This is a genomic window from Streptomyces macrolidinus (assembly GCF_023887685.1).
GTDB classification, from domain to species: Bacteria; Actinomycetota; Actinomycetes; order Streptomycetales; family Streptomycetaceae; genus Streptomyces; species Streptomyces macrolidinus.
On the sequence record NZ_JAMWMR010000001.1, the window covers coordinates 341321 to 367598 of the forward strand.

General features: G+C 71.4%; 24 protein-coding genes and 2 tRNA genes. 24 read left to right on the plus strand and 2 right to left on the minus strand.

Features of this window, described 5'->3' with window-relative positions:
- Positions 1-87 precede the first annotated feature (87 nt).
- The 5 genes from proB to NGF19_RS01615 all read left to right on the plus strand — a co-directional run bounded on the left by proB (position 88) and on the right by NGF19_RS01615 (position 5077).
- A complete protein-coding gene (proB, locus tag NGF19_RS01595) occupies positions 88-1269 on the plus strand; it encodes a glutamate 5-kinase (RefSeq protein ID WP_252421570.1) in 1182 nt (393 codons plus the stop codon).
- A gap of 168 nt (positions 1270-1437) precedes the next feature.
- Positions 1438-1851: a DUF8830 family protein gene (locus NGF19_RS01600; RefSeq protein WP_252421571.1), complete on the plus strand. Its 414-nt coding sequence runs from the start codon at positions 1438-1440 to the stop codon at positions 1849-1851.
- Positions 1852-1950: 99 nt separating this feature from the next.
- Positions 1951-3237: a glutamate-5-semialdehyde dehydrogenase gene (locus NGF19_RS01605; RefSeq protein ID WP_252421572.1), complete on the plus strand. Its 1287-nt coding sequence runs from the start codon at positions 1951-1953 to the stop codon at positions 3235-3237.
- A 78-nt stretch (positions 3238-3315) separates the two neighbouring features.
- Positions 3316-3924, plus strand: a complete 609-nt coding sequence (locus NGF19_RS01610) for an SCO2584 family spore wall biosynthesis protein (protein WP_252421573.1) — start codon at positions 3316-3318, stop codon at positions 3922-3924.
- 85 nt (positions 3925-4009) lie between these two features.
- Positions 4010-5077, plus strand: a complete 1068-nt coding sequence (locus NGF19_RS01615; RefSeq protein WP_252421574.1) for an SCO2583 family membrane protein — start codon at positions 4010-4012, stop codon at positions 5075-5077.
- 22 nt (positions 5078-5099) lie between these two features.
- Here NGF19_RS01615 and NGF19_RS01620 read toward each other — a convergent pair whose 3' ends face one another.
- Entirely contained in the window at positions 5100-6230 is a 1131-nt protein-coding gene (locus tag NGF19_RS01620; protein WP_252421742.1) for a M48 family metallopeptidase, read from the minus strand.
- Positions 6231-6379: 149 nt separating this feature from the next.
- Here NGF19_RS01620 and NGF19_RS01625 point away from each other — a divergent pair, with 149 nt between their 5' ends.
- From NGF19_RS01625 to holA, 18 genes are all read left to right on the plus strand, one after another.
- Positions 6380-6538, plus strand: coding sequence for a hypothetical protein (locus NGF19_RS01625; RefSeq protein ID WP_252421576.1), 159 nt, complete (start codon positions 6380-6382; stop codon positions 6536-6538).
- Between the two features lie 124 nt (positions 6539-6662).
- Positions 6663-7079 carry a hypothetical protein gene (locus NGF19_RS01630; protein ID WP_252421578.1) on the plus strand — a complete coding sequence of 139 codons (417 nt, stop codon included), beginning with the start codon at positions 6663-6665 and terminating at the stop codon, positions 7077-7079.
- Positions 7080-7194: 115 nt separating this feature from the next.
- Positions 7195-7350, plus strand: a complete 156-nt coding sequence (locus NGF19_RS01635) for a hypothetical protein (protein ID WP_252421580.1) — start codon at positions 7195-7197, stop codon at positions 7348-7350.
- A 79-nt stretch (positions 7351-7429) separates the two neighbouring features.
- Positions 7430-8092 (plus strand): nicotinate-nucleotide adenylyltransferase, encoded by a 663-nt coding sequence (gene nadD / locus NGF19_RS01640; protein ID WP_252421582.1) that lies wholly within the window; start codon positions 7430-7432, stop codon positions 8090-8092.
- A gap of 16 nt (positions 8093-8108) precedes the next feature.
- Entirely contained in the window at positions 8109-9851 is a 1743-nt protein-coding gene (locus NGF19_RS01645; protein WP_252421584.1) for an LCP family protein, read from the plus strand.
- 139 nt (positions 9852-9990) lie between these two features.
- The gene (rsfS, locus tag NGF19_RS01650) at positions 9991-10437 is read left to right on the plus strand and encodes a ribosome silencing factor (protein WP_252421586.1); all 447 of its coding nucleotides are present in this window, start codon (positions 9991-9993) and stop codon (positions 10435-10437) included.
- Positions 10434-11114: a histidine phosphatase family protein gene (locus NGF19_RS01655; protein ID WP_252421588.1), complete on the plus strand. Its 681-nt coding sequence runs from the start codon at positions 10434-10436 to the stop codon at positions 11112-11114. Before rsfS ends, NGF19_RS01655 begins: the two co-directional genes overlap by 4 nt.
- A 96-nt stretch (positions 11115-11210) precedes the next feature.
- A tRNA-Ala gene (locus tag NGF19_RS01660) sits at positions 11211-11283 on the plus strand.
- Between the two features lie 436 nt (positions 11284-11719).
- On the plus strand, positions 11720-11953 hold the full coding sequence (locus NGF19_RS01665; RefSeq protein WP_252421590.1) for a hypothetical protein: 234 nt from the start codon (positions 11720-11722) through the stop codon (positions 11951-11953).
- A 147-nt stretch (positions 11954-12100) separates the two neighbouring features.
- Positions 12101-12173, plus strand: a tRNA-Ala gene (locus tag NGF19_RS01670).
- 299 nt (positions 12174-12472) lie between these two features.
- The gene (gene leuS, locus NGF19_RS01675; RefSeq protein ID WP_252421591.1) at positions 12473-15358 is read left to right on the plus strand and encodes a leucine--tRNA ligase; all 2886 of its coding nucleotides are present in this window, start codon (positions 12473-12475) and stop codon (positions 15356-15358) included.
- A gap of 192 nt (positions 15359-15550) precedes the next feature.
- Positions 15551-16351 (plus strand): hypothetical protein, encoded by an 801-nt coding sequence (locus tag NGF19_RS01680; protein WP_252421592.1) that lies wholly within the window; start codon positions 15551-15553, stop codon positions 16349-16351.
- A gap of 72 nt (positions 16352-16423) precedes the next feature.
- Entirely contained in the window at positions 16424-17269 is an 846-nt protein-coding gene (locus NGF19_RS01685) for a DegV family protein (protein WP_252421593.1), read from the plus strand.
- An 83-nt stretch (positions 17270-17352) separates the two neighbouring features.
- Positions 17353-18360: a ComEA family DNA-binding protein gene (locus NGF19_RS01690; protein ID WP_252421594.1), complete on the plus strand. Its 1008-nt coding sequence runs from the start codon at positions 17353-17355 to the stop codon at positions 18358-18360.
- Positions 18357-21014 (plus strand): ComEC/Rec2 family competence protein, encoded by a 2658-nt coding sequence (locus NGF19_RS01695; RefSeq protein WP_372505540.1) that lies wholly within the window; start codon positions 18357-18359, stop codon positions 21012-21014. Before NGF19_RS01690 ends, NGF19_RS01695 begins: the two co-directional genes overlap by 4 nt.
- A gap of 189 nt (positions 21015-21203) precedes the next feature.
- The gene (locus NGF19_RS01700; protein ID WP_252421744.1) at positions 21204-22085 is read left to right on the plus strand and encodes a YceI family protein; all 882 of its coding nucleotides are present in this window, start codon (positions 21204-21206) and stop codon (positions 22083-22085) included.
- Positions 22086-22127: 42 nt separating this feature from the next.
- On the plus strand, positions 22128-22373 hold the full coding sequence (locus tag NGF19_RS01705) for a hypothetical protein (RefSeq protein WP_252421595.1): 246 nt from the start codon (positions 22128-22130) through the stop codon (positions 22371-22373).
- Between the two features lie 107 nt (positions 22374-22480).
- Positions 22481-23470 carry a DNA polymerase III subunit delta gene (holA, locus tag NGF19_RS01710; protein WP_289733807.1) on the plus strand — a complete coding sequence of 330 codons (990 nt, stop codon included), beginning with the start codon at positions 22481-22483 and terminating at the stop codon, positions 23468-23470.
- Positions 23471-23660: 190 nt separating this feature from the next.
- Here the strand turns inward: holA and rpsT are convergent, their stop codons facing one another.
- Positions 23661-23927, minus strand: a complete 267-nt coding sequence (rpsT, locus tag NGF19_RS01715) for a 30S ribosomal protein S20 (RefSeq protein ID WP_252421596.1) — start codon at positions 23925-23927, stop codon at positions 23661-23663.
- Positions 23928-24159: 232 nt separating this feature from the next.
- Between rpsT and lepA the strand changes: the two genes are divergently transcribed.
- Complete coding sequence (gene lepA, locus NGF19_RS01720) at positions 24160-26028, plus strand: translation elongation factor 4 (protein WP_252421597.1); 1869 nt, start codon at positions 24160-24162, stop codon at positions 26026-26028.
- The last annotated feature ends 250 nt before the right edge of the window (positions 26029-26278 follow it).

Here is a 26278-nt window from a genome sequence, read left to right on the forward strand (position 1 = left end):
TGCTGGACCGGTACGCGGCACCCGTGTCCCTTCGCGTAGATTGCCGCGCGGGAGCCGGACCGACGACGCGCGAGGGGACGAGCAGAGGTGGCAGGGGCAAGGCAGGCCGTGGCACAGGCCCACCGGATCGTGGTCAAGGTGGGGTCCTCCTCGCTGACCACGGCCGCGGGCGGACTCGACGCCGACCGCGTCGATGCGCTCGTAGACGCCCTCGCCAAGAGTCGAAAGGATGGGGCGGCCCGAAGGGCCTCTGTTGAGGGTGGTGGTGGGAGACGGGTGGGCGGAGGGGAGAAGGAGATCGTTCTGGTCTCCTCCGGTGCCATCGCCGCCGGTCTCGCCCCTCTCGGTCTGCGCCGCCGCCCCCGCGATCTGGCTCGTCAGCAGGCCGCCGCCAGTGTCGGCCAGGGCCTCCTGGTCGCCCGCTACACGGCGTCCTGCGCCCGCCACGGCATCCGTGTCGGCCAGGTGCTGCTGACCTCCGACGACACCAGCCGCCGCGCCCACCACCGCAACGCCTCCCGCACCCTCGACAAGCTCCTCGCGATGGGCGCGCTGCCGATCGTCAACGAGAACGACACGGTCGCCACGGACGAGATCCGCTTCGGCGACAACGACCGCCTCGCCGCCCTCGTCGCCCACCTCGTCCACGCGGACCTGCTGGTCCTGCTCTCGGACGTGGACGGCGTCTACGACGGCGACCCCAGCAGGCCCGGCACCTCGCGGATCACGGAGGTACGCGGGCCCGAGGACCTCGCCCATGTCGAGATCGGCAGCGCGGGCAAGGCGGGTGTCGGCACCGGTGGCATGGTCACCAAGGTCGAGGCGGCCGGGATCGCGGCGGCGGCCGGCATCCCCGTGGTGCTCACCTCCGCCGTGCACGCGGCCGACGCCCTCGCGGGCCGCGACACCGGCACCTACTTCCACCCCACCGGCAAGCGCTGCGCCGACCGCCTGCTGTGGCTGCAGCACGCCTCCACTCCCCAGGGCGCGCTCACGCTCGACGACGGGGCCGTGGACGCGGTCGTCACCCGCCGCAAGTCGCTGCTGCCCGCCGGGATCGCGGCCGTCGAGGGCGACTTCACCGCCGGTGACCCCGTCGAGCTGCGCGACGGCGAGGGACGGGCCGTGGCGCGCGGGCTCGTCAACTTCGACGCCCGGGAGATCCCCCGGCTGATCGGCCGCTCGACCAGGGAGCTGGCCCGCGAACTCGGCCCCGCCTACGAACGCGAGGTCGTCCACCGGGACGACCTGGTGGTCCTTCACTCATAGGGCCCCTTGCGCGAGCCCCACCGCACGCGCGGCCGAAAGGCGCCGCCCCGCGGCCCCGGGGTGGGGACGTTCCGTAAAACCACCCCACGGAGGCGTGCGGCCTGCTCAACTGTGTTCCACGGGCACATTCCGCACGAGCACCACAAGCACCCGCGTAAGGAGGCTGTCGTGAGACGAGTACGCCCTGAGCGCGCGCTGACCAGCGTCGCGGCCGGGACGGCGTACGAACCGCCCGCCGACACCCCCCGCCTGTGGCATGTCACCCTCAGCCTCTCCGGCGCCACGGCCCCGCTGGACGAGGTCCGGCGCGCCCTGGAGCAGCTCGCCCACGACCACCCCTTCCTGCTCACCAGCCGCTACGCCCGCGACCACGCGGAGATCCGTTACTGGGAGGAGGCCCGCGATCTGCACGACGCCGCCGCGGTCGCGCTGCGCCTGTGGGGCGAGCACCGCCAGAGCGCGGGGCTGCCGCCCTGGGAGATCGTCGGCCTGGAGGTCATCGACCGCGAGACGTACCACCAGCGCGTCGCCGAGGGGTACGGCCCACCGCCCGCGACCCGCGTCGGCATACAGCCCTTCTGAGACACCGCCCTCGCAACCCCGGTGACCGCCCTTCGGCCACGTGTCTCGGCCGGTGGGATGACCCGTGAGGAGAGCCGTCCGGCGCACTACCCTGCCCCCATGACCACGCTCTCCCCGTACGACTCGATGTCCCCGGTCACGCAGGCCGCCTACCGCGCCCGAGCCGCCGCCGCCGACCTCGCGCCGCTGCCGCGCGCCGAGAAGGACGACGCGCTGCTCGCCATCGCGGACGCGCTGGAGGTCCGCGCGCAGGAGATCGTCGAGGCCAACGCCCGGGACATCGCCCGTGCCCGCGAGGCCGGCAGCAGCGAGGCGATCGTCGACCGGCTCACGCTCACCCCCGAGCGCATCCGGGCCATCGCCTCCGACGTACGGGACGTGGCCGCGCTGCCCGACCCGGTCGGCGAGGTCGTCCGCGGCTCCACGCTGCCCAACGGCATCGATCTGCGCCAGGTCCGTGTCCCGCTCGGCGTGGTCGGGATCATCTACGAGGCCCGCCCGAACGTGACGGTCGACGCCGCCGCCCTCTGCCTGAAGTCGGGCAACGCCGTCCTGCTGCGCGGTTCGTCCTCCGCGTACGAGTCGAACACCGCCCTCGTACGGGTGGTGCGCGACGCCGTGGGCGGGGCCGGGCTGCCCGCCGACGCCGTGCAGCTCGTGCCCGGCGAGAGCCGCGAGTCCGTGCACGAGCTGATGCGGGCCCGCGGACTGGTCGACGTGCTCATCCCGCGCGGCGGTGCCTCCCTGATCCGGACCGTCGTCCAGGAGTCCACGGTCCCGGTCATCGAGACGGGCACCGGCAACTGCCATGTCTACGTCGACGCCCACGCCGACATCGACATGGCGATCGAGATCCTGATCAACTCCAAGGCCCAGCGGGTGAGCGTGTGCAACGCCGCCGAGACGCTCCTCGTCCATCAGGACATCGCCCCCGAGTTCCTGCCGCGCGCCCTGGACGCCCTCGCGGACGCCGGGGTCACCGTGCACGCGGACGCGCGTGTGCTGGCGTACGCCAAGGACTCCCGGGCCACGGTGGTGGAGGCCACGCCGGAGGACTGGGACACCGAGTACCTCTCGTACGACATCGCCGCCGCGGTCGTGGACTCCCTGGACAGCGCCGTGCAGCACATCCGGCTGTGGAGCTCCGGCCACACCGAGGCCATCGTCACGACCTCCCAGCAGGCCGCCCGCCGGTTCACCCGGTTGGTCGATTCGACGACGGTCGCCGTGAACGCGTCCACGCGCTTCACGGACGGCAGCCAGTTCGGCTTCGGCGCGGAGATCGGCATCTCCACCCAGAAGCTGCACGCCAGGGGCCCGATGGGGCTGCCGGAGCTGACCAGCACCAAGTACATCGTGACCGGGGACGGGCACGTACGGCGCTGAGCGTGCCCCGAGGACGGGCGGGCAGACGAAGTTCCTTACGGTCTGCCCAAATTGACCCCCCAGGTCTACTCTGGATCCGTGCCGGAGGACGTGGGGGGCACGCCGTCTCACGACGGCCGGGAGCCCGACGACGACCGCGACCGCGGAGGCAGGGACGAAGAGTTCGCCTCCGTGGTCTTCGACGAGGCCTTCGTACGGGCCGCCGCCGTCCATGAGCCCACGGCCGTGGAGCGGCTCCTCGCCGCCGCCGAGGCCCGCGCGGCGGCCCAGGAGGCCGAAGCACGCCGGGCGCGCGCCAGGGGCGCGCGAGGCGACGACGAGCGCTATGACGACCGCTTCGGGCCCGACGACGACCGCGACACCGGCCTCGGCCCGGACCCGGACGACCTGGACGACACGGAGTTCCCGGCGGGGTACCACCGCGCGCGACGCCCCTACGGCCGGGGCAAGGGAGCCCGCTGGCACCGCCCGGTCGCCTGGCTGTTGGCCCTCGTGATGGGCATCGGCATGGTCGCGCTGGCCTTCACCGCGGTCTACCGGGGCGCCTCCTCGGGCCGCCAGAGCCAGGTCCCCTCACCCGCCCCCACCGGTCTCGAACAGGGCGGGAAGGCCACCACGGGCACGGACCCCTCGGCCTCCGCGGACTACTCACCCCCGGCGTTCTCGGCGGTCCCGCGCACCCCCTGACGTTCGGACACCTGGTGAGAACCTGTCAGAACTTGTCGTGTACCAGGGCGTTTACGGCAGCGCCAGGAGACCTACTCTGAAAGGTATGGGCGGGCCCGCAGAACCACCTGAGGGAACACCCGCGGGTACGCCCGGGGGCGGCGAGGACGAATACAGATCGGTCGTGTTCGACGAGTCCTTCGTACGGGCCGCCCGGCTCCAGGAGTACTCCGCGTACGAACGCATGGCCGACCGCGCCCCGGCCGTACGCCGTCGCCGACCGCTGCGCCGCGGCCTGTCCTGGCCCGCGCTGATCCTCGTCATGCTGATCGCGGTCGCCTTCGGCACCGCGCTCTACAAGAGCGTGCACCACCCCTCCCCGCAGTCCGCGAGACGCGCGCTCGAGCAGCCGCGGATGACGGTGATACCCCTGGCCCCGCAGTCCGCCGTGCCCGGCGCGGCCGACCCCGAGGCCCTGTACGCGCACAGCCCCGCCGCCCGGTTCCGAGTCGGCGCCAAGGGCATCACACTGCCCGCCGTCCGGCGCACCGCGCACTTCTCCGAGGACCAGGTCTACGCCGCGCTGGTCATCGCGAAGGACTACCTCGTGGAGTCCTCGCTCGACCCGGCCGTCCTCACCGGCGGCGCCACCCGCCCCGTACGGTTCCTGCTCGCGCCCGAGCAACTCGGCCAGTTCGACCGCAGCTTCGCGCATCCGGCCGCCGACGGGCGCCACACACCCACCGGCTGGCTGGTCCGCTTCGACCCCTCCCGCGTCGAGCTGGCCGACCGCCGTGTCCGCGTCCAGGGCACGCTGAAGGCGGAGGAGACGGGCTCCGGCACGCTGGAGGTCACCGCCGACCACACCCTGGCGTACGCGCTGAGGCCGACGGGTGCCGGAGCGAAGGCGCCGGTCTCGCTGTTCACCGTGCGGCGCCGGATGACCTTCCGGTTCGTCCGCGACGATCTGCGGCTGCACCAGGCCGAGCTGGTCGCCTCCTCCGTCCAGGCCGGGCCGCTGGCCTGCGCCGAGGACTCCGCGGACCGGCTGCGCCCGCTGCTGGCGGGCCAGCGGGCCAAGGCCGGCGCCCCGGCGGGCACCGACCTGTACGCGACGGAGGGCGCCACGGCGCTGTGCGGCACCCTGGCGGGGGCCGCACAGCCGAAGCCGTGAGCGGTCGGTCGAGACGGTCGGATCAGTCGGCCGTGCCCGGGTTCCCGTCGTCCGAGCGGCCCTCGCGCGGGGCGTCCTCGGGGGTGTCCTTGGTCGGGTCCTTGGGCGTGTTGCCGGAGAACCCGGCGAATCCGCGCCGCATCCGGCCGCCGAGGTCGCCCGCCCCGCCCGCGATATCGGTGACCAGCTTCATCAGCGGGTCCTTGGAGCGCTTGACCTCGCTCGCGTAGCTGGCCGCGGACTGCCGGAAGGAGTCGGACACCGAGGTGTCGCCGTCCTCGTCGCGCCGCGGGTAGTGACCGTCCATGATCCGCTGGTAGTCGCGGGTGGCGGCCCACTTGCGCAGCTCGGCCGCGCGGACCGTGGCGAAGGGGTGGGTGCGCGGCAGCACGTTGAGGATCTTGAGCACGGAGTCGCGCAGATCGCCCCCGGCCTCGTACTCGTCGGCCTGCTCGAGGAACGCGTCCACGTTCATCTCGTGCAGGTGGTTGCCGCCCGCGAGCTTCATCAGCCCGCGCATGGAGGCCTGGAGGTCCTGTCCGACCAGCAGTCCGGCCCGGTCGGCCGACAGCTCCGACTTGCGGAACCACTCCCGCAGCGCGGTCACGATCGCCATGATCGCGACGTTGCCCAGCGGGATCCAGGCGACCCGGAGCGCGAGGGTGGTCAGGAACAGCAGGATGGTGCGGTAGACGGCGTGTCCGGACAGCGCGTGCCCGACCTCGTGCCCGACGACCGCGCGCATCTCCTCCTCGTTCAGCAGTTCGACCAGACCCGTCGTCACGACGATGATCGGCTCGTCCAGGCCGATGCACATCGCGTTCGGCTGCGGGTCCTGGGTGACGTACATCGGCGGGACCTTCTCCAGGTCCAGGATGTGGCAGGCGTCCCGCAGCATGTCGTCGAGGTGCGCGAACTGTACGTCCGAGACCCGTACGGAGTCGGACAGGAACAGCAGCCGCAGGCTGCGCTCGGGCAGCAGACCGCTGAGCGCCTTGAAGACCGCGTCGAAGCCGCTGAGCTTGCGCAGGGCCACCAGGGCCGAACGGTCCGCCGGGTGTTCGTACGCGCGCGAGGAGATCCCTGGGAAGCGCCTGCGCTGCCTGCTCGGCACGTTCGCGTGCCCGTTCTGCTCGTGGCCGGAGTCGGACATGTGTTCCCCCAGTGTCTGAAGGCTCATGGTGCGTATGACCATCGGACGACGACGTACGACGACGTGCGGTGCCCGATGTGCCCCCGAGGCGGGGTCCAGCCTAGGCGGAGATACGGTGACAGGGCAGCACAGCCCAAGGAGCGCCCCTCATGAACCCCATCGCCGCCTCCTGGTTCACCGAGGCCGCAGTGGCCGCCGAACGACAGGGCGGAGGCGATCTCCTGCGCGTCGTCCTGATCGTCACGATCGTCGGCTGCGCCCTGGCCGCGTGGCTCCTGCTGCGCGGCTACAAGCGTGAGGACCGGTAGCCGAGGACGAGAGCCGGTGGCCAGGGGCAAGTGACACCGAGCGGCGCCACGGCTGGGCTGCCCGGCCGGAGCGAGTCGGCCTCCGACCGGAACCCCTGCCGCGTCGTACGCGTACCCCGTGGCCATGGAGAGACGCAGGAACAGCCACCCGGAAGCAGCGGGTTGCCTCGCCCTCGTGGCGGGAGGGCTCGCGGGGTACGGCTCCTACCGCCTGTCCCGCGCGGCCCGCAGGGCCTGTGCCGTCCTGCTGCGTGAGCATCCCAGCATCTTCGACCTGTGGACCTGGGAAGCCCCGCTCACCATCGTCGCGGCCTCCTTCACCGGCCTCGCCGCATGGGCGGTGCCCGCGGTCGCACTGCGCCGGTGCGGCAGCGGCGCAGTGCGACGGACCGCCCCGGCCCTGTCGTTCCTCGTGGTCCTCGCGGCGTTCACGCCGGCCCACTTCGCCTGGTTCGGCACCCCGATGGGCATGGGGAGCGACACGGGCGCGTGCCCGGCCGACCATGTGCCGCCGTGGTGGCCCGCGTGGCTGCCGAGCTGACCTTCACCACGCGGCCCGTTCCCCAACAGTGGAGTCGCCGTGAGCCGCGCGAAGGCGCCCGCATACGATGAGCGAACGTCTTTATCCCGCCCACACCGGATAGGTTCTGCCGAAGATGAGCTTCCACAGCACCGCTGCACAGTTGGCCACTCTCGCCGAGGGCGAAGGCGGCAACCACGAGAGCCTCAGCCCCTTCGTGACGGGCGGAGCCGCCCTCGTCATCCTCCTTCTGCTGCTGTGGATCACGACGCGTTTCAACCGCGACCGCTGAGCCCGGCACACGGCCCGGTCCCGCTGTCCGCCGCAGGGGGCGACGGAGCCCGGTGGCCGGGCCGGTAGGGTCTGCACGCATGGGAGAGCAGCACAAGCCCGCCGGTCCGGCGAAGGGCCCGGGGCCCGGCCCCGGCAGCGGACCCTCGAACCCGGGCAAACGCCGCCTTGGCGTGATGGGTGGAACGTTTGACCCGATTCATCACGGGCACCTCGTCGCGGCCAGTGAGGTCGCCGCGCAATTCCACCTGGACGAAGTGGTGTTCGTGCCCACCGGCCAGCCGTGGCAGAAGACCGACCGCAAGGTCAGCCCGGCCGAGGACCGGTATCTGATGACGGTCATCGCGACCGCCGAGAACCCCCAGTTCTCGGTCAGCCGCATCGACATCGACCGCGGTGGCCCCACCTACACCACGGACACCCTGCGCGATCTGAAGGCGCTCAACCCCGACACCGACCTCTTCTTCATCACCGGTGCGGACGCGCTCGGCCAGATCCTCACCTGGCGCTACACGGACGAGTTGTTCTCTCTCGCGCACTTCATCGGCGTCACCCGGCCCGGCCACACCCTGGCCGACCCGGGCCTTCCCGAGGGCGGTGTCTCGCTCGTCGAAGTACCCGCGCTCGCGATCTCGTCGACGGACTGCCGGGTGAGAGTCGCCCAGGGCGAACCCGTCTGGTACCTGGTGCCGGACGGCGTCGTGCGCTACATCGACAAGCGGCAGTTGTACCGCGGCGACTGAGCCGAGAGGGGCACCGGTGAACGACCCATACGACGGATACGCGGGCGGCGACCAGTACGAGCTCGTCGGTTATGACGAGTTCGGGCAGCCTGTGTACCGACAGGTGCCCGCGCGGCAGAGTCCGCAGGGCTACGACCCCTACGGCAACCCACAGCACCAGCAGCAGCACCAGCAACAGCCCCAGCAGGGCTACGGATACGACCCGTACGCGGCCAACGCCCCACAGCCCACGGCCCCTTCGTACGACCCCTACTCCTCGTACGGCACCCCCGCCCCCGGCGGCTACGACCCCTACGGCCAGGCCGCGACCAGCGGTCAGCAGCCGCGTGTTGCCGCACAGGCTCCCTATATCCCGCAGCAGGCGGGCCCGGTGGAGAGCGGACCGGGACAGACCGGCTACGCCGACCCCGCGCCCGACTTCGCCGACCTAGCCGACAGCGCCCCGCCCGGGGCGCCCGGGACCGGCGCAGGGACGGATCCGCGGGACGAACGCGACTACCGCACCGAGCAGTTCGCCTTCATCGAGGAACCCGACGGCGACTCCGAAGACGTCATCGACTGGATGAAGTTCACGGAGAACCGCACCGAGCGCCGCGAGGAGGCCCGGCGCCGCGCCCGCAGCCGGGTCGTCGCCCTGGCCGTCGTCCTCGCCCTGGTGGTCGTCGGTGGCGTCGGCTACCTCTGGTACGCGGGCAAGCTGCCCGGCACCTCGTCCGGCGGCGCGTCGGGCACACCGGCCGCGACCGCCCAGAACCGCGACGTGATCGTCGTCCATCTGCACAACACCAAGGGCGGCGGCACCTCCACCGCGCTGCTCGTCAACAACACCACCACCCAGCAGGGCGCCACCGTCCTGCTGCCCAACTCCCTTGCCCTCACCAGCGACGACGGCGTCGCGACCACACTCGCCAAGTCCGTCGCCGACGACGGCTCCGCCGGTACCGGCGACTCCATCGACGCCGTCCTCGGCACCAAGGTCGAGGGAACCTGGCGGCTGGACACCCCGTTCCTGAACAACCTCGTCGAACTCGTCGGCAACATCATCGTCACCACCGACACCGACGTCCCCGACCCCGGCGCCAAGAAGGGCGGCGCGCCCCTGGTGCACAAGGGCACGCAGCAGACGCTCAGCGGCAAGATGGCTGTCGCGTACGCCACCTACCGCGGCCCCGGCGAGGCCCAGGACGCCCAGCTCAAGCGGTTCGGCCAGGTCATGCAGGGCATCCTGCGCAAGGTGTCCTCCGACCCGCAGGCGGCCACGGTCACCGTGCAGACGCTCGCGCAGATCCTCGACCCGCCGCTGACCGAGAAGGACCTCGGCTCCTTCCTCGCCAAGCTCGCGGACCACGCCAAGCAGGGCGACTACAAGACCGAGCTGCTGCCGGTCCAGGCCGACGGCACCGTGGGCCGGGAGGCCACCGACACCGTGGTCAAGGAGCTGCTCGGCGGCACCGTGAAGAGCCCCCAGGCCGGTGACGCCGTCCGGGTCGGCATCACCGACGCCACCGGTTCCAAGGCCGCCACGGGGCAGGCCCGCGTCGTCCTGGTCAACGGCGGCTACGCCTTCGTGGACGCCGGCAGCGGCACCCCCCGGGCCACGTCCGAGATCACCTACGCCGACGACGGCGACAAGGAGAACGCGGTCGAGGTCGCCAAGACCCTGGGCCTGCCCACCGGGTCCGTGAAGAAGGGCAAGGTCACCTCGAACGTCACCGTCTCCGTCGTCCTCGGCCAGGACTACAAGCCGTCGGCGTCGTGACATGGGCCACACCCCGGTGCGCCGGGGTGTGGCCGCCGTATGCGCCGGGGTGGTGTGGCCGCCGTAAATGGCCTCGGGAGCCGTGGGCGGTCCGTGAGACCCTGGTGATATCAGTGACCATCCGACGGAAAGCCTGGTAGTGACCGCCACGGACCGCTCTCTCGAGCTCATCACCACCGCCGCGCAGGCGGCTGCCGACAAGCTCGCGCACGACATCGTCGCCTACGACGTCAGCGATGTGCTCTCGATCACGGACGCCTTCCTGCTCGCGTCCGCCCCCAACGACCGCCAGGTCAAGTCCATCGTCGACGAGATCGAGGAGCGACTGAACAAGGAACTCGGCGCCAAGCCGGTGCGCCGGGAGGGCGACCGCGAGGCCCGCTGGGTCCTGCTGGACTACGTCGACATCGTGGTGCACGTCCAGCACAGCGAGGAGCGCGTCTTCTACGCCCTGGAGCGGCTGTGGAAGGACTGCCCCGAGCTGGACCTGCCCGCCGACGCCAAGGCCACGCGCGGCAAGGCCGCCGAGTACGCCGAGCTGCGGGCCGCCGAGGAGGCCGCGGAGCTGGGCGGGGACCTTCGGTGACGCCTCCGGGCGCCGACGCCGGGAAGGGCGCCGACGCCGGGACGACGGGCCGCCGCCTCATCCTGTGGCGCCATGGGCAGACCGCGTGGAACGTGGAGCGCCGCTTTCAGGGCTCCACGGACATCGCGCTGACCGAGACCGGTATCGGTCAGGCCCGGCGCGCCGCCCGACTGCTCGCTTCCCTCAAGCCGGACGCCATCGTGGCCTCCGACCTGGGGCGCGCCGCCGCCACGGCCGCCGAGCTGGCCGCGCTCACCGGCCTCGAGGTCACCCATGACAAGGGCCTGCGGGAGACGTACGCGGGCTCCTGGCAGGGACTGACCCATGAGGAGATCCTCGCCCGCCACGGCGAGGAGTACGCCGCCTGGAAGCGCGGCGAGCCCGTCCGCCGCGGCGGCGGCGAGCTGGAGACCGAGGTCGCCGACCGCGCCGCCCCCGTGGTGCTGCGGCACGCCGAGAAGCTCCCCGGCGGCGGCACCCTCGTGGTGGTCAGCCACGGCGGAACGATCCGCACCACCATCGGCCGTCTGCTCGGCCTGGAGGCCCGCCACTGGGAAAGCTTCGGCGGCCTCTCCAACTGCTGCTGGTCCGTCCTCGGCGAAGGCGTCCGCGGCTGGCGCCTGCTGGAGCACAACGCCGGCACACTGCCGGAACCGGTCCTCGGCGACGACGACTGACGCCTCCTCACCCGGCCCCAGGACCCGGATTTCACTTTCCGGCGGGTCGCAGGCTAAAGTTCTTCTTGTTCGCCCCGCCGAGCGGGAAGAACGCAAGGGGCTATAGCTCAGTTGGTAGAGCGCCTGCATGGCATGCAGGAGGTCAGGAGTTCAATTCTCCTTAGCTCCACGGATCGACACTCCCAAGGTGTCAGAGATCGATACGAAAGATCCCGTCCCTCTCAGGGGCGGGATCTTTCGCATATCCGCCCTGCCGCCGCATTACCGCCCGAACGACCGGGCAACGCGCCCTCTCCGTACGTCACTTGGGGCAGGGGGCGGATACCGCCTCGGGCGCGCCCCTCCTGTGCGCGTACGCGCTGGTCGCGACGGTCGAGCCGAAGCGCCGTGTCCGGACTGGTACCAAGGCGTCGCTGACCGTGTCGGCCGTGCCATGGCAGAATCAACGGCCGGAAGGGGGCGCGGCCCGACGGGAGGGAGTGGCGATGCGTGCGAGCACCCGCGGGGAGGTCCGTGATCTTCCCGCAGTGGCGGTGACACATCGCAACACCGCCCTCCTCGACTGCCTTTCCCGCACGGTCTACGGCCACAGCGGGAGCTGATCGATGGGTGCCCACAGGCGGAAGTGCGACTGGTGCGGCAGCGGCACGCCGATCGTGCGGGACATGGACCCGGTCAACGCCGACTACCAGTACTGGTGCGAGGAGTGCGCACGGGCGCTGATCATAAAAGGGGACCCGATCGAGACGTATCGGGAACTGGAGGGCGAGCCGATCTATGGTCGGCTCCTCGACGAGCACTGCACGCTCAAACGCTTCTACTCGTTCGCGACGGCCTGACGCGAGGGCCGGTGCGGACTCCCCGCCGGGACTCCCTGCCGGACGGTCCGGGCCACGGTCCGATCGGGCGCCGGGAAACCGATTTGGTGTTTCACCTGGTGGACCGTGTAATGTTGGCGTCGCCGCCGGGGAAACCGGGCGACACGAGGGGCTATAGCTCAGTTGGTAGAGCGCCTGCATGGCATGCAGGAGGTCAGGAGTTCAATTCTCCTTAGCTCCACAGAAGTTGAAGGCGGTTCATCCGGTCGGATGGACCGCCTTCGGCGTATGCGGGTCCGTGAAGCGGGCTGCCCGGCGGGCAGGCGCCGCCGGTCCCGTCGCGGCGCACATGGGCGCTGCGGTACCCTGACGCCATGCGTGCCGTACGCCTTCTGCTTAGCGAGCCGCGCTGATCAGTCCCGACCACCGGGCGAGGCCCAGAGTCGGAATCAGCGCGGCGTCCCCTCCTGTGCGAGGGGATTTTTCGTTTCTTGAATGTCACAGCCGCTGGCAGAGACGATCGATGGAGCTTTGAGGATCATGAGCGAGACGAACCCCGCTGCCGCCGCTGCCGTGTCGGCGGAGGCAGCACCGCACCGCTACACGGCTGCCATGGCGGCCGAGGTCGAGGCACGCTGGCAGGACTTCTGGGACGCCGAGGGGACGTACGAGGCGCCGAACGCGAGTGGGGACCTGGCCGGTGACGCCGAGGTGGTCGCCCGCCCCAAGAAGTTCATCATGGACATGTTCCCGTACCCCTCGGGTGCGGGCCTGCACGTCGGTCACCCCCTGGGCTACATCGCCACCGATGTCTTCGCCCGCTTCCAGCGCATGACCGGCCACAACGTCCTGCACACCCTCGGCTTCGACGCCTTCGGCCTGCCCGCCGAGCAGTACGCCGTGCAGACGGGCACGCACCCGCGCGTGTCCACCGAGGCCAACATCGAGAACATGAAGTCCCAGCTCCGCCGGCTGGGCCTGGGCCACGACAAGCGCCGGTCGTTCGCGACGATCGAACCGGACTACTACCGCTGGACCCAGTGGATCTTCCTGCAGATCTTCAACTCCTGGTACGACGACGAGGCGAAGAAGGCCCGCCCGATCTCCGAGCTGATCGCGCAGTTCGAGAGCGGCGAGCGCGCCGTACCCGGTGACCACGGGCGCGCGTGGAACGAGCTGAACGCCACCGAGCGCTCCGACGTCCTCGGCGAGTACCGCCTGGCGTACGCCTCCGACGCGCCCGTCAACTGGTGCCCCGGTCTGGGCACCGTCCTGGCGAACGAGGAGGTCACCGCCGACGGCCGCTCCGAGCGTGGGAACTACCCGGTCTTCAAGGCCAAGCTGCGCCAGTGGAACATGCGGATCACGGCGTACGCCGACCGCCTGCTGGCGGACCTGGAGGAGCTGGACTGGCCCGACGCCATCAAGCTCCAGCAGCGCAACTGGATCGGCCGCTCCGAGGGCGCCCGCGTCGACTTCCCGATCGACGGCGAGGCGATCACGGTCTTCACCACGCGCCCGGACACCCTGTTCGGCGCGACCTACATGGTGCTGGCCCCCGAGCACCCGCTGGTCGACAAGTTCACCCCCGAGGCCTGGCCCGAGGGCGCGCACGAGGTGTGGACCGGCGGTCACGCCACGCCCACCGAGGCCGTCGCCGCCTACCGCGCCCAGGCCGCCTCGAAGTCCGACGTCGAGCGCCAGGCCGAGGCCAAGGACAAGACCGGCGTTTTCACGGGCGCGTACGCCCTGAACCCGGTCACCGGCGAGCAGATCCCGGTCTTCATCGCCGACTACGTCCTGATGGGCTACGGCACCGGCGCGATCATGGCCGTCCCGGCGCACGACAGCCGCGACTTCGCCTTCGCGCGCGCCTTCGAGCTGCCGGTCCGCTGTGTGGTCGAGCCGACCGACGGCCGGAGCACGGACGCGTCGACGTGGGACGACGCCTTCGACTCGTACGACGCGAAGATCGTGAACTCGCACGGCGAGGACGTCTCGCTGGACGGCCTGGGCGTCGTCGAGGCCAAGGCGCGCGTCACCGAGTGGCTGGAGCGCAAGGGCATCGGCCAGGGCACCGTCAACTTCCGCCTGCGCGACTGGCTGTTCAGCCGCCAGCGCTACTGGGGCGAGCCCTTCCCGATCGTCTACGACGAGGACGGCATCGCCCACGCGCTGCCCGAGTCGATGCTGCCCCTGGAGCTGCCGGAGGTCGAGGACTACTCCCCGCGCACCTTCGACCCGGACGACGCCGACACTCAGCCCGAGACGCCGCTGTCGCGCAACGACGAGTGGGTCAACGTCACCCTGGACCTGGGCGACGGACCGAAGAAGTACCGCCGCGAGACCAACACCATGCCCAACTGGGCGGGTTCGTGCTGGTACGAGCTGCGCTACCTGGACCCGCACAACAGCGACAAGCTGGTCGACCCGGAGATCGAGCGCTACTGGATGGGCCCGCGCGAGGGCATGCCGCACGGCGGTGTCGACCTCTACGTCGGCGGCGCCGAGCACGCCGTGCTGCACCTGCTGTACGCGCGGTTCTGGTCCAAGGTCCTGTTCGACCTGGGCCACATCTCGTCGCCCGAGCCGTTCCACAAGCTGTTCAACCAGGGCATGATCCAGGCCTACGTCTACCGCGACAGCCGTGGCATCGCGGTGCCCGCCGCCGAGGTGGAGGAGCGCGACGGCGCCTTCTTCCACCAGGGCGAGAAGGTCAGCCGACTGCTGGGCAAGATGGGCAAGTCGCTGAAGAACGCGGTCACTCCGGACGAGATCTGCGCCGAGTACGGGGCGGACACGCTGCGGCTGTACGAGATGGCGATGGGCCCGCTGGACGTGTCGCGGCCGTGGGACACGCGCGCGGTGGTGGGCCAGTTCCGGCTGCTCCAGCGGCTGTGGCGCAACATCGTCGACGAGAAGACCGGTGAGGTCACCGTCACCGACGCCGAGCCCGGCGAGGAGACGCTGCGCGCCCTGCACAAGGCGATCGACGGCGTGCGTCAGGACCTGGAGGGCCTGCGCTTCAACACCGCCATCGCCAAGATCACCGAGCTGAACAACCACCTGACGAAGGCGGGCGGCGCGGTCCCGCGTCCGGTCGCCGAGTCCCTGGTACTGCTGATCGCTCCGCTGGCCCCGCACATCGCCGAGGAGCTGTGGCGCAGGCTGGGCCACACCGACTCGGTCGTCCACCGGGACTTCCCGGTCGCCGACCCGGCGTACGTCGTGGACGAGGCCGTGACCTGCGTGGTCCAGATCAAGGGCAAGGTCAAGGCGCGCCTGGAGGTGTCGCCCGCCATCTCCGCGGAGGAGCTGGAGAAGGTGGCGCTGGCGGACGAGAAGGTCGTCGCCGCGCTGGACGGCGCCGGGATCCGCAAGGTGATCGTGCGCGCGCCGAAGCTGGTGAACATCGTCACCGCGTAGATCACCCCTCTCACCTGGGCGTTCCCGCCCGGGTGAGAGGTTCGTCCACCGTACGTCGACAGCGCGTCGACGTACGTCGGGGTAGTCCCCTACGGGCAGGTTCGGGGTTCGGGCGGAACCCGGAGCCTGCCCGTTGCGTTTACGGTGGAGGAGCGGCACCAGCAGCCGCGTGCCGGTCGGAGGAGGAGCGCCGTGGAAGCTGTCGTGACCGTCGTCGCCCTCGTGTTCGTGCTGTGTGTCGTGCTCGGGGTCTATGCGACGGTGAAGGCGGTAGGCGCGGCCAAACGCGGAGTGGACCGCACGATCGCGCAGGCCCGCCGCAAGGTCGAGGACACCACGCTGCGCGCCAAGACCTTTGCCCAGCCCGGTCCGTCGGGCGAGCTGGCCCACCTCCGGCTGACGCTGCGGACCACCATGCGCGCCACGCAGGACGCGCTGCACGCGGGCGTCACGGAGGACGAGTCGCTGAAGGAGTCGCTGGACCTCTTCAAGCGCCTGAGCGCGCACGGGTTCGAACTGGACGCCGATCTCAAGCGACTTGAGGCCGAACCGGACCAGGGCGTGATCGCCTCCCGTCTGCCCGGACTGCGCGAGCGCGCCGAGCGGATCACGGGATCGGCCAACTCGCTGCGCTGGGCGGCCCATGACCGGGCCCGCCGGTTCGCGGAGGACGACCTGGACACGCTGAGCGCGCAGATCGACGTGGAGGCGGGCGCGCTGCGCCACTGGGTCAAGGAGTCGCCGACGACATCCGAGGGCTCGACGTCCGAGGGGTCGACGTCCGACCGGTCCTGGCCTCGGACACCCGAGGCGGATGCCGGTGTTGCGGCCGGTGCTGGTGCGGGTGCCGGAGCCGATGTCGGCCGGACGCGGCCCGGGACTACGCCCGAGGCCCGTACGCCGAAGGACTCGGCCCGGCCCGCTCTCACGCCGCCGGCACAGCGGCCCGTGCACCCCTGGCAGCGGAAGGCGCATCCCGAGAGCACGTCATGATGGTGGAAAGGGACGGCCCGGCCGGTGGGGCCGGGCTGCCACCTGCTCGTTCCGGCAGGTAACCTCCAGCACATGTCCCGCCATGTCGCGATCGTCACCGATTCAACGGCCTACCTGCCGCCGCGGACGATGGAGCGCCACGGCATCACCGCGGTGCCGTTGACCGTGGTCCTCGGCGACCAGGCGCTCGAAGAGGGCACCGAGGTCTCCGCCCGCTCCCTGGCCCAGGCCCTGCAGAAGCGACGGCCCGTCACCACCTCACGGCCCAGCCCCGAACTGTTCGCCGAGACCTACCGCGCGCTCGCCGAGTCGGGCGCGAGCGACATCGTCTCACTGCATCTGTCCTCCGAGCTCTCGGGCACCTACGACGCCGCGGTGCTGGCCGGGCGCGAGGCCCCCGTGCCGGTACGGGTGATCGACACGGGGACGGTCGCGATGGCCCTCGGCTTCTGCGCGCTGGCCGCCGCGGAGACCGCGGAGGCGGGCGGCACCGCGGACGAGGCGGTCGCGGTGGCGGAGAAGCGGGCCGAGGGCACCTCCGCGTACTTCTACGTCGACACCCTCGACTATCTGCGGCGGGGCGGCCGGATCGGGGCCGCGCAGGCGCTGCTGGGCTCGGCGCTCGCCGTGAAGCCGCTGCTGCGGCTGGACAGCGGCCGTATCGAGTTGCTGGAGAAGGTGCGTACGGCGTCGCGGGCGATCGCTCGCCTGGAGGAGCTGGTGGCCGAGCGCGCGGGCGGCGCGACGGTCGACATCGCGGTCCATCATCTCGCCGCCCCCGAACGGGCGTCGGCGCTCGCGGACCGCCTTCGGGCCCGGGTGCCGGGGCTGGTCGACCTGCATGTGAGCGAGGTCGGCGCGGTGATCGGGGCGCATACGGGGCCCGGGTTGCTGGGGGCTGTGGTCTCGCCGAGGTGACGGAGTTATCCACAACTGGGCAGTAATCCCCCGGAATTGACCAAGATCATCACGAAGTCGGTGATGTGCCGCATGCTCGGCGCATGGCACTTCGATCACGCACCCATGTCCCCACCGCCGCGCCCACGAGCGGCCCCGGCCGCGCACCCGGCTCCGACGGGCGTGCGCGCCACCGGTTGCGGCATGCGCGAGGCCGCGCCCGGCGGCATGAACGGGCCCCGACCGCCGACGCCCTGCGCCTGCGCGCGGAGGCACTCTTCGCACAAGGGGTGAAGGAGCGGCGGGAGTCGGGCAACGGCCCACCGCTCGCGGTGGGCGGCTCCGTCCCGGTGCACGGGGCTACGGGTGCGGCATGGGAAGAGCGGGTCGGGCCCGCCGTGCGGGAGCGGTTGCCGCTGTGGCTCCAGGCGAGGTGCGGGCTGGAGCGCAGGAGCGTGGTGGCGCTGAGCGCGCTGCTCGTGCTCGCCGCTGTCCTTGCCGCGCAGCACTTCTGGGCCGGGCGGACCGAGCAGGTGCGGGCACCCGAGGAGGTGCGCGCGGCGGCACCGCACGAGGTGCGGGAAGCCGGGCGGCGGGCAGAGCCGGGTGGTGCGACGGGGGCGCGATCGGAGGCCGGGAGTGGTGCGGGGACGGACGGCGCGGCAGCGGGTGGCGCGGTGGCGGGCGGTGCGGTGGTCGTGGATGTCACCGGCAAGGTGGGCAAGCCCGGCCTGCTCACGCTCCCGGCCGGATCCAGGGTCGCGGACGCCCTGCTGGCCGCGGGCGGCGTGCGTCCGGGCACCGACACGGCCGGTCTCAACCGCGCCCGCCTCCTGGTGGACGGCGAGCAGATCGTGGTCGGCGGCCCCGCTCCCGCGCCGGGCCCCGCGAGTCCGGTCGTGGGTGGCGCCGCTCTCGCCGGTCCGGTGTCGCTCAGCACGGCGACCGTGGAGCAACTCAACGCGCTGCCGGGCGTGGGCCCCGTCCTGGCCCAGCACATCGTCGACTACCGCACCCAGCACGGCGGATTCCGCTCGGTAGACGATCTCCGCTCGGTCAACGGCATCGGCGAACGCCGCTTCGCCGATCTGCGGAATCTCGTACGGCCATGAGGGGCCCGGACACGACCGTGAGGGGCCCGGATACGACGGTGAGCGGCCCGGATACGACCGTGAGGGGGCCGGAGGCGAGTGGCACGGGCGTGCCGCAGGCGCCGCCTCGGGACAGGCGGGGGCGCCCTTCGGGGACCACCGGCCCCGACGGCACCCTGGGCGATCCGCACCCCCGGCAGGACCGTCCGACGGATCTGCGACTGGTGCCGCCCGCGCTCGCGGCCTGGGCGTCGGCGGCCTGGGCGCTGGATGCCCCGCCCATGTGGGTCACCGGTGTGGTGCTCGTCTGCCTCGCGGTGGCGGGCGGGTTGCTGGTGGTGCGGCGGCAGCGGAGGCGTGGTGACGCCGGGACGGATCGCCGGTCAGGGGGCGCCTGGCCGAAGGCGTCCGCCGCGGCCGTGCTGCTCTGTGTCGCCGCGGCCGGGGCTTCCGCCGGGCTGCACGGCGCGGACCTGCGGCGGGGACCCGTCCCGGCGCTCGCGCGTCAGTACGCCGAGGTGACGGCGGAGATCGAGGTCACCGCCGATCCGCGGTTCACCCGGCCCAGGGTCAGAGGCGACCATATGACGCCGGTCGCCGTACTGCTCGACGGAGAGATCCGACGCCTGCGGAAGCCGGACGGCACGGTGACGAGGACGCGGGCTCCGGTCCTGGTGATCGCCGACGTGAACCGCGGGACGGGGAGGAGCGGTTCGGCGGAGGCCATGAACAAGGCCGGGTTCAGGCCTTGGTCGGGGCTGCTGCCCTCCACACGGGTGCGGGTGAGCGCGCGGCTGGCACCCCCACTGGCCGGGAGCGACCGCGTCGCCGCCGTGGTCCGGGTGCGGGGTGGGGCCCCGCCCGAGGTGGTGGGGGAGCCGAGCCGGACGCAGCGCTGGGCGGGACGGCTGCGCGCCGGGCTGCGGGAGGCGACGGAAGGACTTGACCCCGATCCGCGGGCGCTGTTGCCGGGGCTGGTGGTCGGGGACACCGCACGGGTCACGCCCGAGCTGGACGAGGCCTTCAAGGAGACCGACCTCGCGCATCTGCTGGCCGTCAGCGGGGGCAACTTCACCGTTCTGCTGGCCCTGTTCATCGGCCCCGCACAGTTGGCGCAGCGGGCCGAGCGCCGAGGGCTCGCGCCGCGGCTCGGCGTTCCGCTGCGCGGGACGGCGCTGCTCGGTGGTGGGCTCACGCTCGGGTTCGTCGTCGTGTGCCGACCGGAGCCGAGCGTGCTGCGGGCCGCGGCCTGCGGAGCGATCGCCCTGCTGGCGCTCGCGACCGGGCGCCGCAGATCCCTGCTTCCCGCGCTGGCGGCGGCGGTTCTGCTGCTGGTGCTCTACGACCCCTGGCTGGCCCGTGGTTACGGCTTCCTGCTCTCCGTGCTGGCGACCGGTGCCCTGCTCACCGTCGCCCCCCGCTGGAGTGCGGCGCTGCGACGGCGCCGGGTGCCGCCGCGCCTGGCCGAGGCACTGGCCGCCGCGGCTGCCGCGCAGGCGCTGTGTGCCCCGGTCATCGCGGTGCTGTCGGCGCGGGTGAGCCTGGTCGCGGTGCCGTGCAACCTGCTCGCGGAGTTCGCGGTCGTACCGGCGACGGTGCTCGGCTTCGCCGCCCTCGCGACCGCGCCGTTGGCGATGCCGCTCGCCAAGGCGCTGGCCTGGGGCGCGAGTTGGCCGGTGGCATGGATCGCCCATATCGCGCGTACGGGGGCGTCGCTGCCGGGCGGGGGAGCGGACTGGCCGGGCGGTTGGACGGGGGCGCTGCTGCTCGCCGCCGTGACGGGGCTCGTCGTGCTGGTCGCGCGATGGCTGCTTCGGCACCCCTGGTCGGCCGCTGCCTGTGCCCTGGCGTTGCTCCTCGTGGTGGTGCAGCCGCCGCCCCTGCCCCGGGTGCTCACGGGGTGGCCGCCGCCGGACTGGAGGTTCGCCATGTGCGATGTGGGCCAAGGGGACGCGACCGTGCTCGCGGCGGGCGACGGCACAGCGGTGGTCGTGGACGCGGGACCCGATCCGGCCCTGGTCGACCGCTGTCTGACCCGGCTCGACGTCACCCGCGTCCCGCTGCTCGTGCTGACCCACTTCCACGCCGACCATGTGGCGGGCGTGGCGGGGGTGTTGCGCGGACGCTCGGTGGGCGCGATCGAGACGACCGGGCTGTCGGAACCGGCGGACCAGGCCGCGGCCGTGCGGGCACAGGCCGCCGCCCGGCACATTCCGGTGCTGCGCGCCGTGGCCGGGGAGCACCGTCGCACCGGGGCGCTGGACTGGCGGGTGCTGTGGCCGCCACCGGAACCGGCCCTGCCCCCGGAGGGTCCGAACGACGCGAGCGTCACCCTGCTCGTACGGTCGGCGGGGCTCACCCTGTTGCTGCTCGGGGACCTCGAACCTGACGCCCAGCAGGAGCTGTTGAGGTCACCGGCCGGTGCTGGGCTGGGGCCCGTGGACGTGCTCAAGGTCGCGCATCACGGGTCGGCGTACCAGGATCCGCAGCTCATACGGACCGTGGCGCCACGGCTCGCGCTGGTGTCGGTCGGCCGGGACAACCCGTACGGGCATCCGGCACCGAGGACGCTCGCGGCGCTGCGGGACACGGGCGCGCTGGTGCTGCGTACGGACCAGGACGGGGCGATCGCCGTCGTCGGAGAGGGCAGGAGGCTGGCCGTGGCGAAGGACTGAGAGACGGGAGTCGAGAGACGAGGGCTGCGCGAAAGGCCGCGCGAAAGCGGCCAATTGGGGTCAGCCGTGCGCAGTCGCAGTACATCGGATGGTTTCCCGCGATGTGGCCTGTGTTGCCTCGAAAGCCTCGGTGGTGATCGAATGCATCTTTGGTAACAGATGGGTTCACATTGCGCAGGGGTGTCGCAGATGATCGGCCGTTGGCGGGCAAGCCGTACGAACCGGGTGCAGCGGACCGGTCCTCTCGGAGCGATACGGACGCCGACCGGTGCGGGCGTGCTGAGCTGCAGGGTGCTCGACCCGGTCAATGACCCGGTGGCGCATGCCGGGTTCGCGGTCAGTGACGCGCTGGGGCGCAAGGTGGTGACGGGCGAGACGGATCCGTTCGGTTCGTTCGTGGCGACCGTTCCGGCGGGGGAGTACCGGGTGGCGGTGTCGGCCGAGGGGTACACGCCTCATCTGGCGAGCATCGTGGTCGCGGAGGACTCCCTGGCCTCGCTGGGCGATGTCAGGCTCCAGGTCGCACGGCCGCCGGAGCTGCCGAGGCCCGGTGAGTGGGAGATCGACCCGACGCATTCCTCGATCGCGTTCACCGCGCGGCATATCGGACTGGCCCGGATCCACGGGCGGTTCAACACCTTCGCGGGGGTGGCCCGGGTCGCCGACCCGATGGAGCGGTCCGCGATGCACGTGGTGATCGACGCGGCCTCCATCGACACCAACGTCGCGCTGCGCGACCAGCATCTGCGGTCCGCGGACTTCCTGGACGTGACGCGCTTCCCGACGCTGGAGTTCTTCGGCGACAGGTTCGTGCACAAGGGCGGTGCGCGATGGGCGGTCACCGGGGCGCTGACCCTGCACGGGGTGACGCGGACGGTGACGCTCGACACGGAGTACCTCGGCCTCGGACACGGCGTGGAGGGCGAGGTGCGTGCCGCCTGCCGGGCCACCACGGAGCTGCATCGCGACGACTTCACCATGAGCTGGCAGACGATGCTCGCCCGGGGCATCGCGGCCGTGGGGCCGAGCATCGTGGTCGAGCTGGATGTGCAGCTCGTCCCCAAGGGCTGACCTGCGTGTTCGCCGCCGCGGGAGTACCGGAGAATGGCCCCCGTGAGCGATGTGAGACATGTGCTGGTGCTGCCCGACCGCGATGCCGCGGAAGAGGCGGCGGAGGCGCTCGGGGAGCGGTTCGGCCTGGACGAGGAGCCGCGGATCGTGCGCGATGCCCTGGCCGGTGAGGACGATGCCGAGGACGCGCAGTGGCTGGTGGTGCTGGACGACGAGGACGGGCTGCTGGACGCGGAGTCGCTGGACGCGTTCGCGGGGGAGTGGGACGGCTGGCGCGAGGAGCCGTGAGCCGGGGGCGCCGAGGTGAGGTCCGGCCGTGTGCGGCGGGGTTCGCCGGAGCGTGAGGGGCGGGCGTGGGGGCCGGGTTGTCGGTGGGGCGTGGGATGCTGTCGGTGATGGCCAAGAAGACCGCGCATGACGACCCCCTCGCCCCTGTCACCCTGGCCGTGGGCCAGGAGGACCTGCTGCTCGACCGTGCCGTGCGGGAGGTGGTGGCCGCCGCCAGGGCCGCCGACGCCGACACGGACGTACGGGACCTGACCTCGGACCAGTTGCAGCCCGGCACGCTCGCCGAGCTGACCAGTCCGTCGCTCTTCGCCGAGCGCAAGGTCGTGGTCGTACGCAACGCACAGGACCTGTCGGCGGACACGATCAAGGAACTGAAGGGGTACTTCGGTTCGCCCGCCGAGGAGATCACGCTGGTGCTGCTGCACGCGGGCGGCGCCAGGGGCAAGGGGCTGCTCGACGCCGCGCGCAAGGCCGGTGCGCGGGAGGTGGCCTGCCCCAAGATGACGAAGCCGGCTGACCGGCTGGCCTTCGTCCGGGGAGAGTTCCGTACGCACGGGCGGTCGGCGACGCCCGAGGCCTGCCAGGCGCTGGTCGACTCGATCGGCAGCGATCTGCGGGAACTGGCGTCCGCGGTGTCCCAGCTCGTCGCGGACATCGAGGGCACCATCGACGAGGCGGTGGTCGGGCGGTACTACACCGGCCGGGCCGAGGCGTCGAGCTTCACGGTCGCCGACCGGGCGGTCGAGGGCCGGGCGGCGGAGGCGCTGGAGGCGCTCAGGTGGTCGCTGGCCACGGGCGTGGCACCGGTGATGATCACAAGCGCCCTCGCGCAGGGTGTGCGGGCCATCGGGAAGCTGTCCTCCGCGCGCGGCGGCCGTCCCGCGGACCTCGCCCGTGAGCTGGGGATGCCGCCGTGGAAGATCGACCGGGTGCGCCAGCAGATGCGGGGATGGACCCCGGACGGCGTGGCGATCGCCCTGCGAGCGGTGGCCGAGGCCGACGCGGGCGTCAAGGGCGGTGGAGACGACCCGGAGTACGCCCTGGAGAAGGCCGTCGTGACCATCGCACGAGCAGCACGATCCAGAGGCCGGGCGTAGCACCACGGGGCAGGGCCCCACACGCCAAAGACCCCCCGGCCGTCCCGGGGAGGACGGTCGGAGGGGTCTTTGGGTCAAGCTTGTGGGTTCATACCCGCGTGGCGAACGCAGGCCGCGTACGAACCCGGGGTGCCGGGTGGGAGCGGATGAGAGAGGGCCCGCTCGGATTCCCCCGGCGTCGAATCAAGTGTCAGCCCTTGAGGGCCGCGACCTTGGTGGCCAGCGCCGACTTCTTGTTGGCGGCCTGGTTCTTGTGGATGACGCCCTTCGAGACAGCCTTGTCGAGCTGACGCGCGGCGATGCGCTGGAGCTCGGTGGCCTTCTGGACGTCACCCGCGGCAGCGGCCTCGCGAGCCTTGCGGATCGCGGTCTTGAGCGAGGACTTGACGGCCTTGTTGCGCAGGCGCGCCTTCTCGTTCGTCTTGTTCCGCTTGATCTGGGACTTGATGTTCGCCACGAATGAGCCTTTACAGGTTCAGGCACGGGGGACGGACCGTCTCCCGCGCCGGTGATTTCTTCAGACCGTGCCTCGCGCTGAGAGGGCAAGAGACACAGTGGCCCAGGCTACCAGTCGCCTTTCGGGCCGCCCAAACCGGTCGCAGCCTCTCGCGCGTGGGACCATGGAGGCTACGTATAGATCCGACCCGAGACCGCAGACACTGCGGACGCCTCAAGAATCAGGACCCTGCGTGCCCGCGATCCCCAGCCATGTGCCCGAGCCGAGCCGTACCGACCCGGCGCTGATCCGCAACTTCTGCATCATCGCGCACATCGACCACGGCAAGTCCACACTCGCCGACCGGATGCTCCAGCTCACCGGCGTCGTCGAGCAGCGGCAGATGCGCGCTCAGTACCTCGACCGCATGGACATCGAGCGTGAGCGCGGCATCACGATCAAGTCACAGGCGGTGCGTCTGCCCTGGGCCCCGACCCACGATCAGGGCAAGACGCACATCCTCAACATGATCGACACCCCGGGACACGTCGACTTCACCTACGAGGTCTCGCGTTCGCTCGCCGCCTGCGAGGGAACCGTCCTCCTCGTCGACGCCGCCCAGGGCATCGAGGCCCAGACCCTCGCCAACCTCTATCTGGCGATGGAGAACGACCTCACGATCATCCCGGTCCTCAACAAGATCGACCTGCCGGCGGCCCAGCCGGAGAAGTTCGCCGAGGAGCTCGCCAACCTGGTGGGCTGCGAGCCGGACGACGTGCTCAAGGTGTCGGCCAAGACCGGCCTGGGCGTCGAGGCGCTGCTCGACAAGGTCGTCGACCAGATCCCGGCCCCCGTCGGCGTCGCGGACGCGCCCGCCCGCGCGATGATCTTCGACTCGGTGTACGACTCCTACCGCGGCGTGGTCACGTACGTCCGTGTGGTCGACGGACAGCTCAACAAGCGCGAGCGCATCAAGATGATGTCCACCGGCGCCACCCATGAGCTGCTGGAGATCGGCGTCAGCTCGCCCGAGATGCGCCCGGCCGACGGCCTCGGCGTCGGCGAGGTGGGCTACCTCATCACCGGCGTGAAGGACGTCCGCCAGTCCAAGGTCGGTGACACGATCACCAGCCAGCACAAGGGCGCCGAGGAGCCCCTCGGCGGATACAAGGACCCGAAGCCGATGGTCTTCTCCGGTCTGTATCCGCTCGACGGCTCCGACTACCCCGACCTGCGCGAGGCCCTCGACAAGCTCCAGCTCAACGACGCCGCGCTCGTCTACGAGCCGGAGACCTCCGCCGCCCTCGGCTTCGGATTCCGCGTCGGCTTCCTCGGCCTGCTGCATCTCGACGTGATCCGCGAGCGCCTTGAGCGCGAGTTCGGGCTCGACCTGATCGCCACCGCGCCCAACGTGGTCTACCGCGTGATCATGGAGGACGGCGAGGAGATCACGGTCACGAACCCGAGCGAGTTCCCCGAGGGGAAGATCGCCGAGGTGTACGAGCCGGTCGTGCGCGCCACGATCCTCGCGCCCACCGAGTTCATCGGCGCGATCATGGAGCTGTGCCAGACCCGCCGCGGCACCCTCCTCGGCATGGACTACCTCTCCGAGGACCGCGTCGAGATCCGCTACACCCTCCCGCTCGCCGAGATCGTCTTCGACTTCTTCGACCAGCTCAAGTCCAAGACCCGCGGCTACGCCTCCCTCGACTACGAGCCCACCGGAGAGCAGTCCTCCAGCCTGGTCAAGGTGGACATCCTGCTGCACGGCGACAAGGTCGACGCCTTCTCGGCGATCACCCACAAGGACCAGGCGTACGCGTACGGCGTCCGGCTCGTCGCCAAGCTGAAGGAACTCATCCCGCGGCAGAACTTCGAGGTGCCGGTGCAGGCCGCCATCGGCTCCCGGGTGATCGCCCGCGAGACCATCCGTGCCATCCGCAAGGACGTCCTCGCCAAGTGCTACGGCGGTGACATCTCCCGTAAGCGGAAGCTGCTGGAGAAGCAGAAGGAAGGCAAGAAGCGGATGAAGATGGTGGGTTCCGTGGAGGTCCCGCAGGAGGCCTTCATCGCGGTGCTCTCCAGCGACGACAGCGGCGGGTCGAGCAAGGCCAAGAAGTAACCGCTCAGCTCCCGGGCGAACCGTCCGGAACCGGGCCCGTCGTGCGAAAGCGCGGCGGGCCCCGTTGCATGGAACCTGCACCTCTGGACGAAGCGAGGGCCTGCCGCCCCTTACGTACCGGCCGGTCGGCCTCTACTCTGATCCGTGCTCCAGAGTTACTCGCGAGTTAAGAACTGCTTGCGAACGCAGTACACCCGAAACGCAATACAGCCGAACCGAGCCGCCGTACCAAGCCGCCGTACCAAGCCGA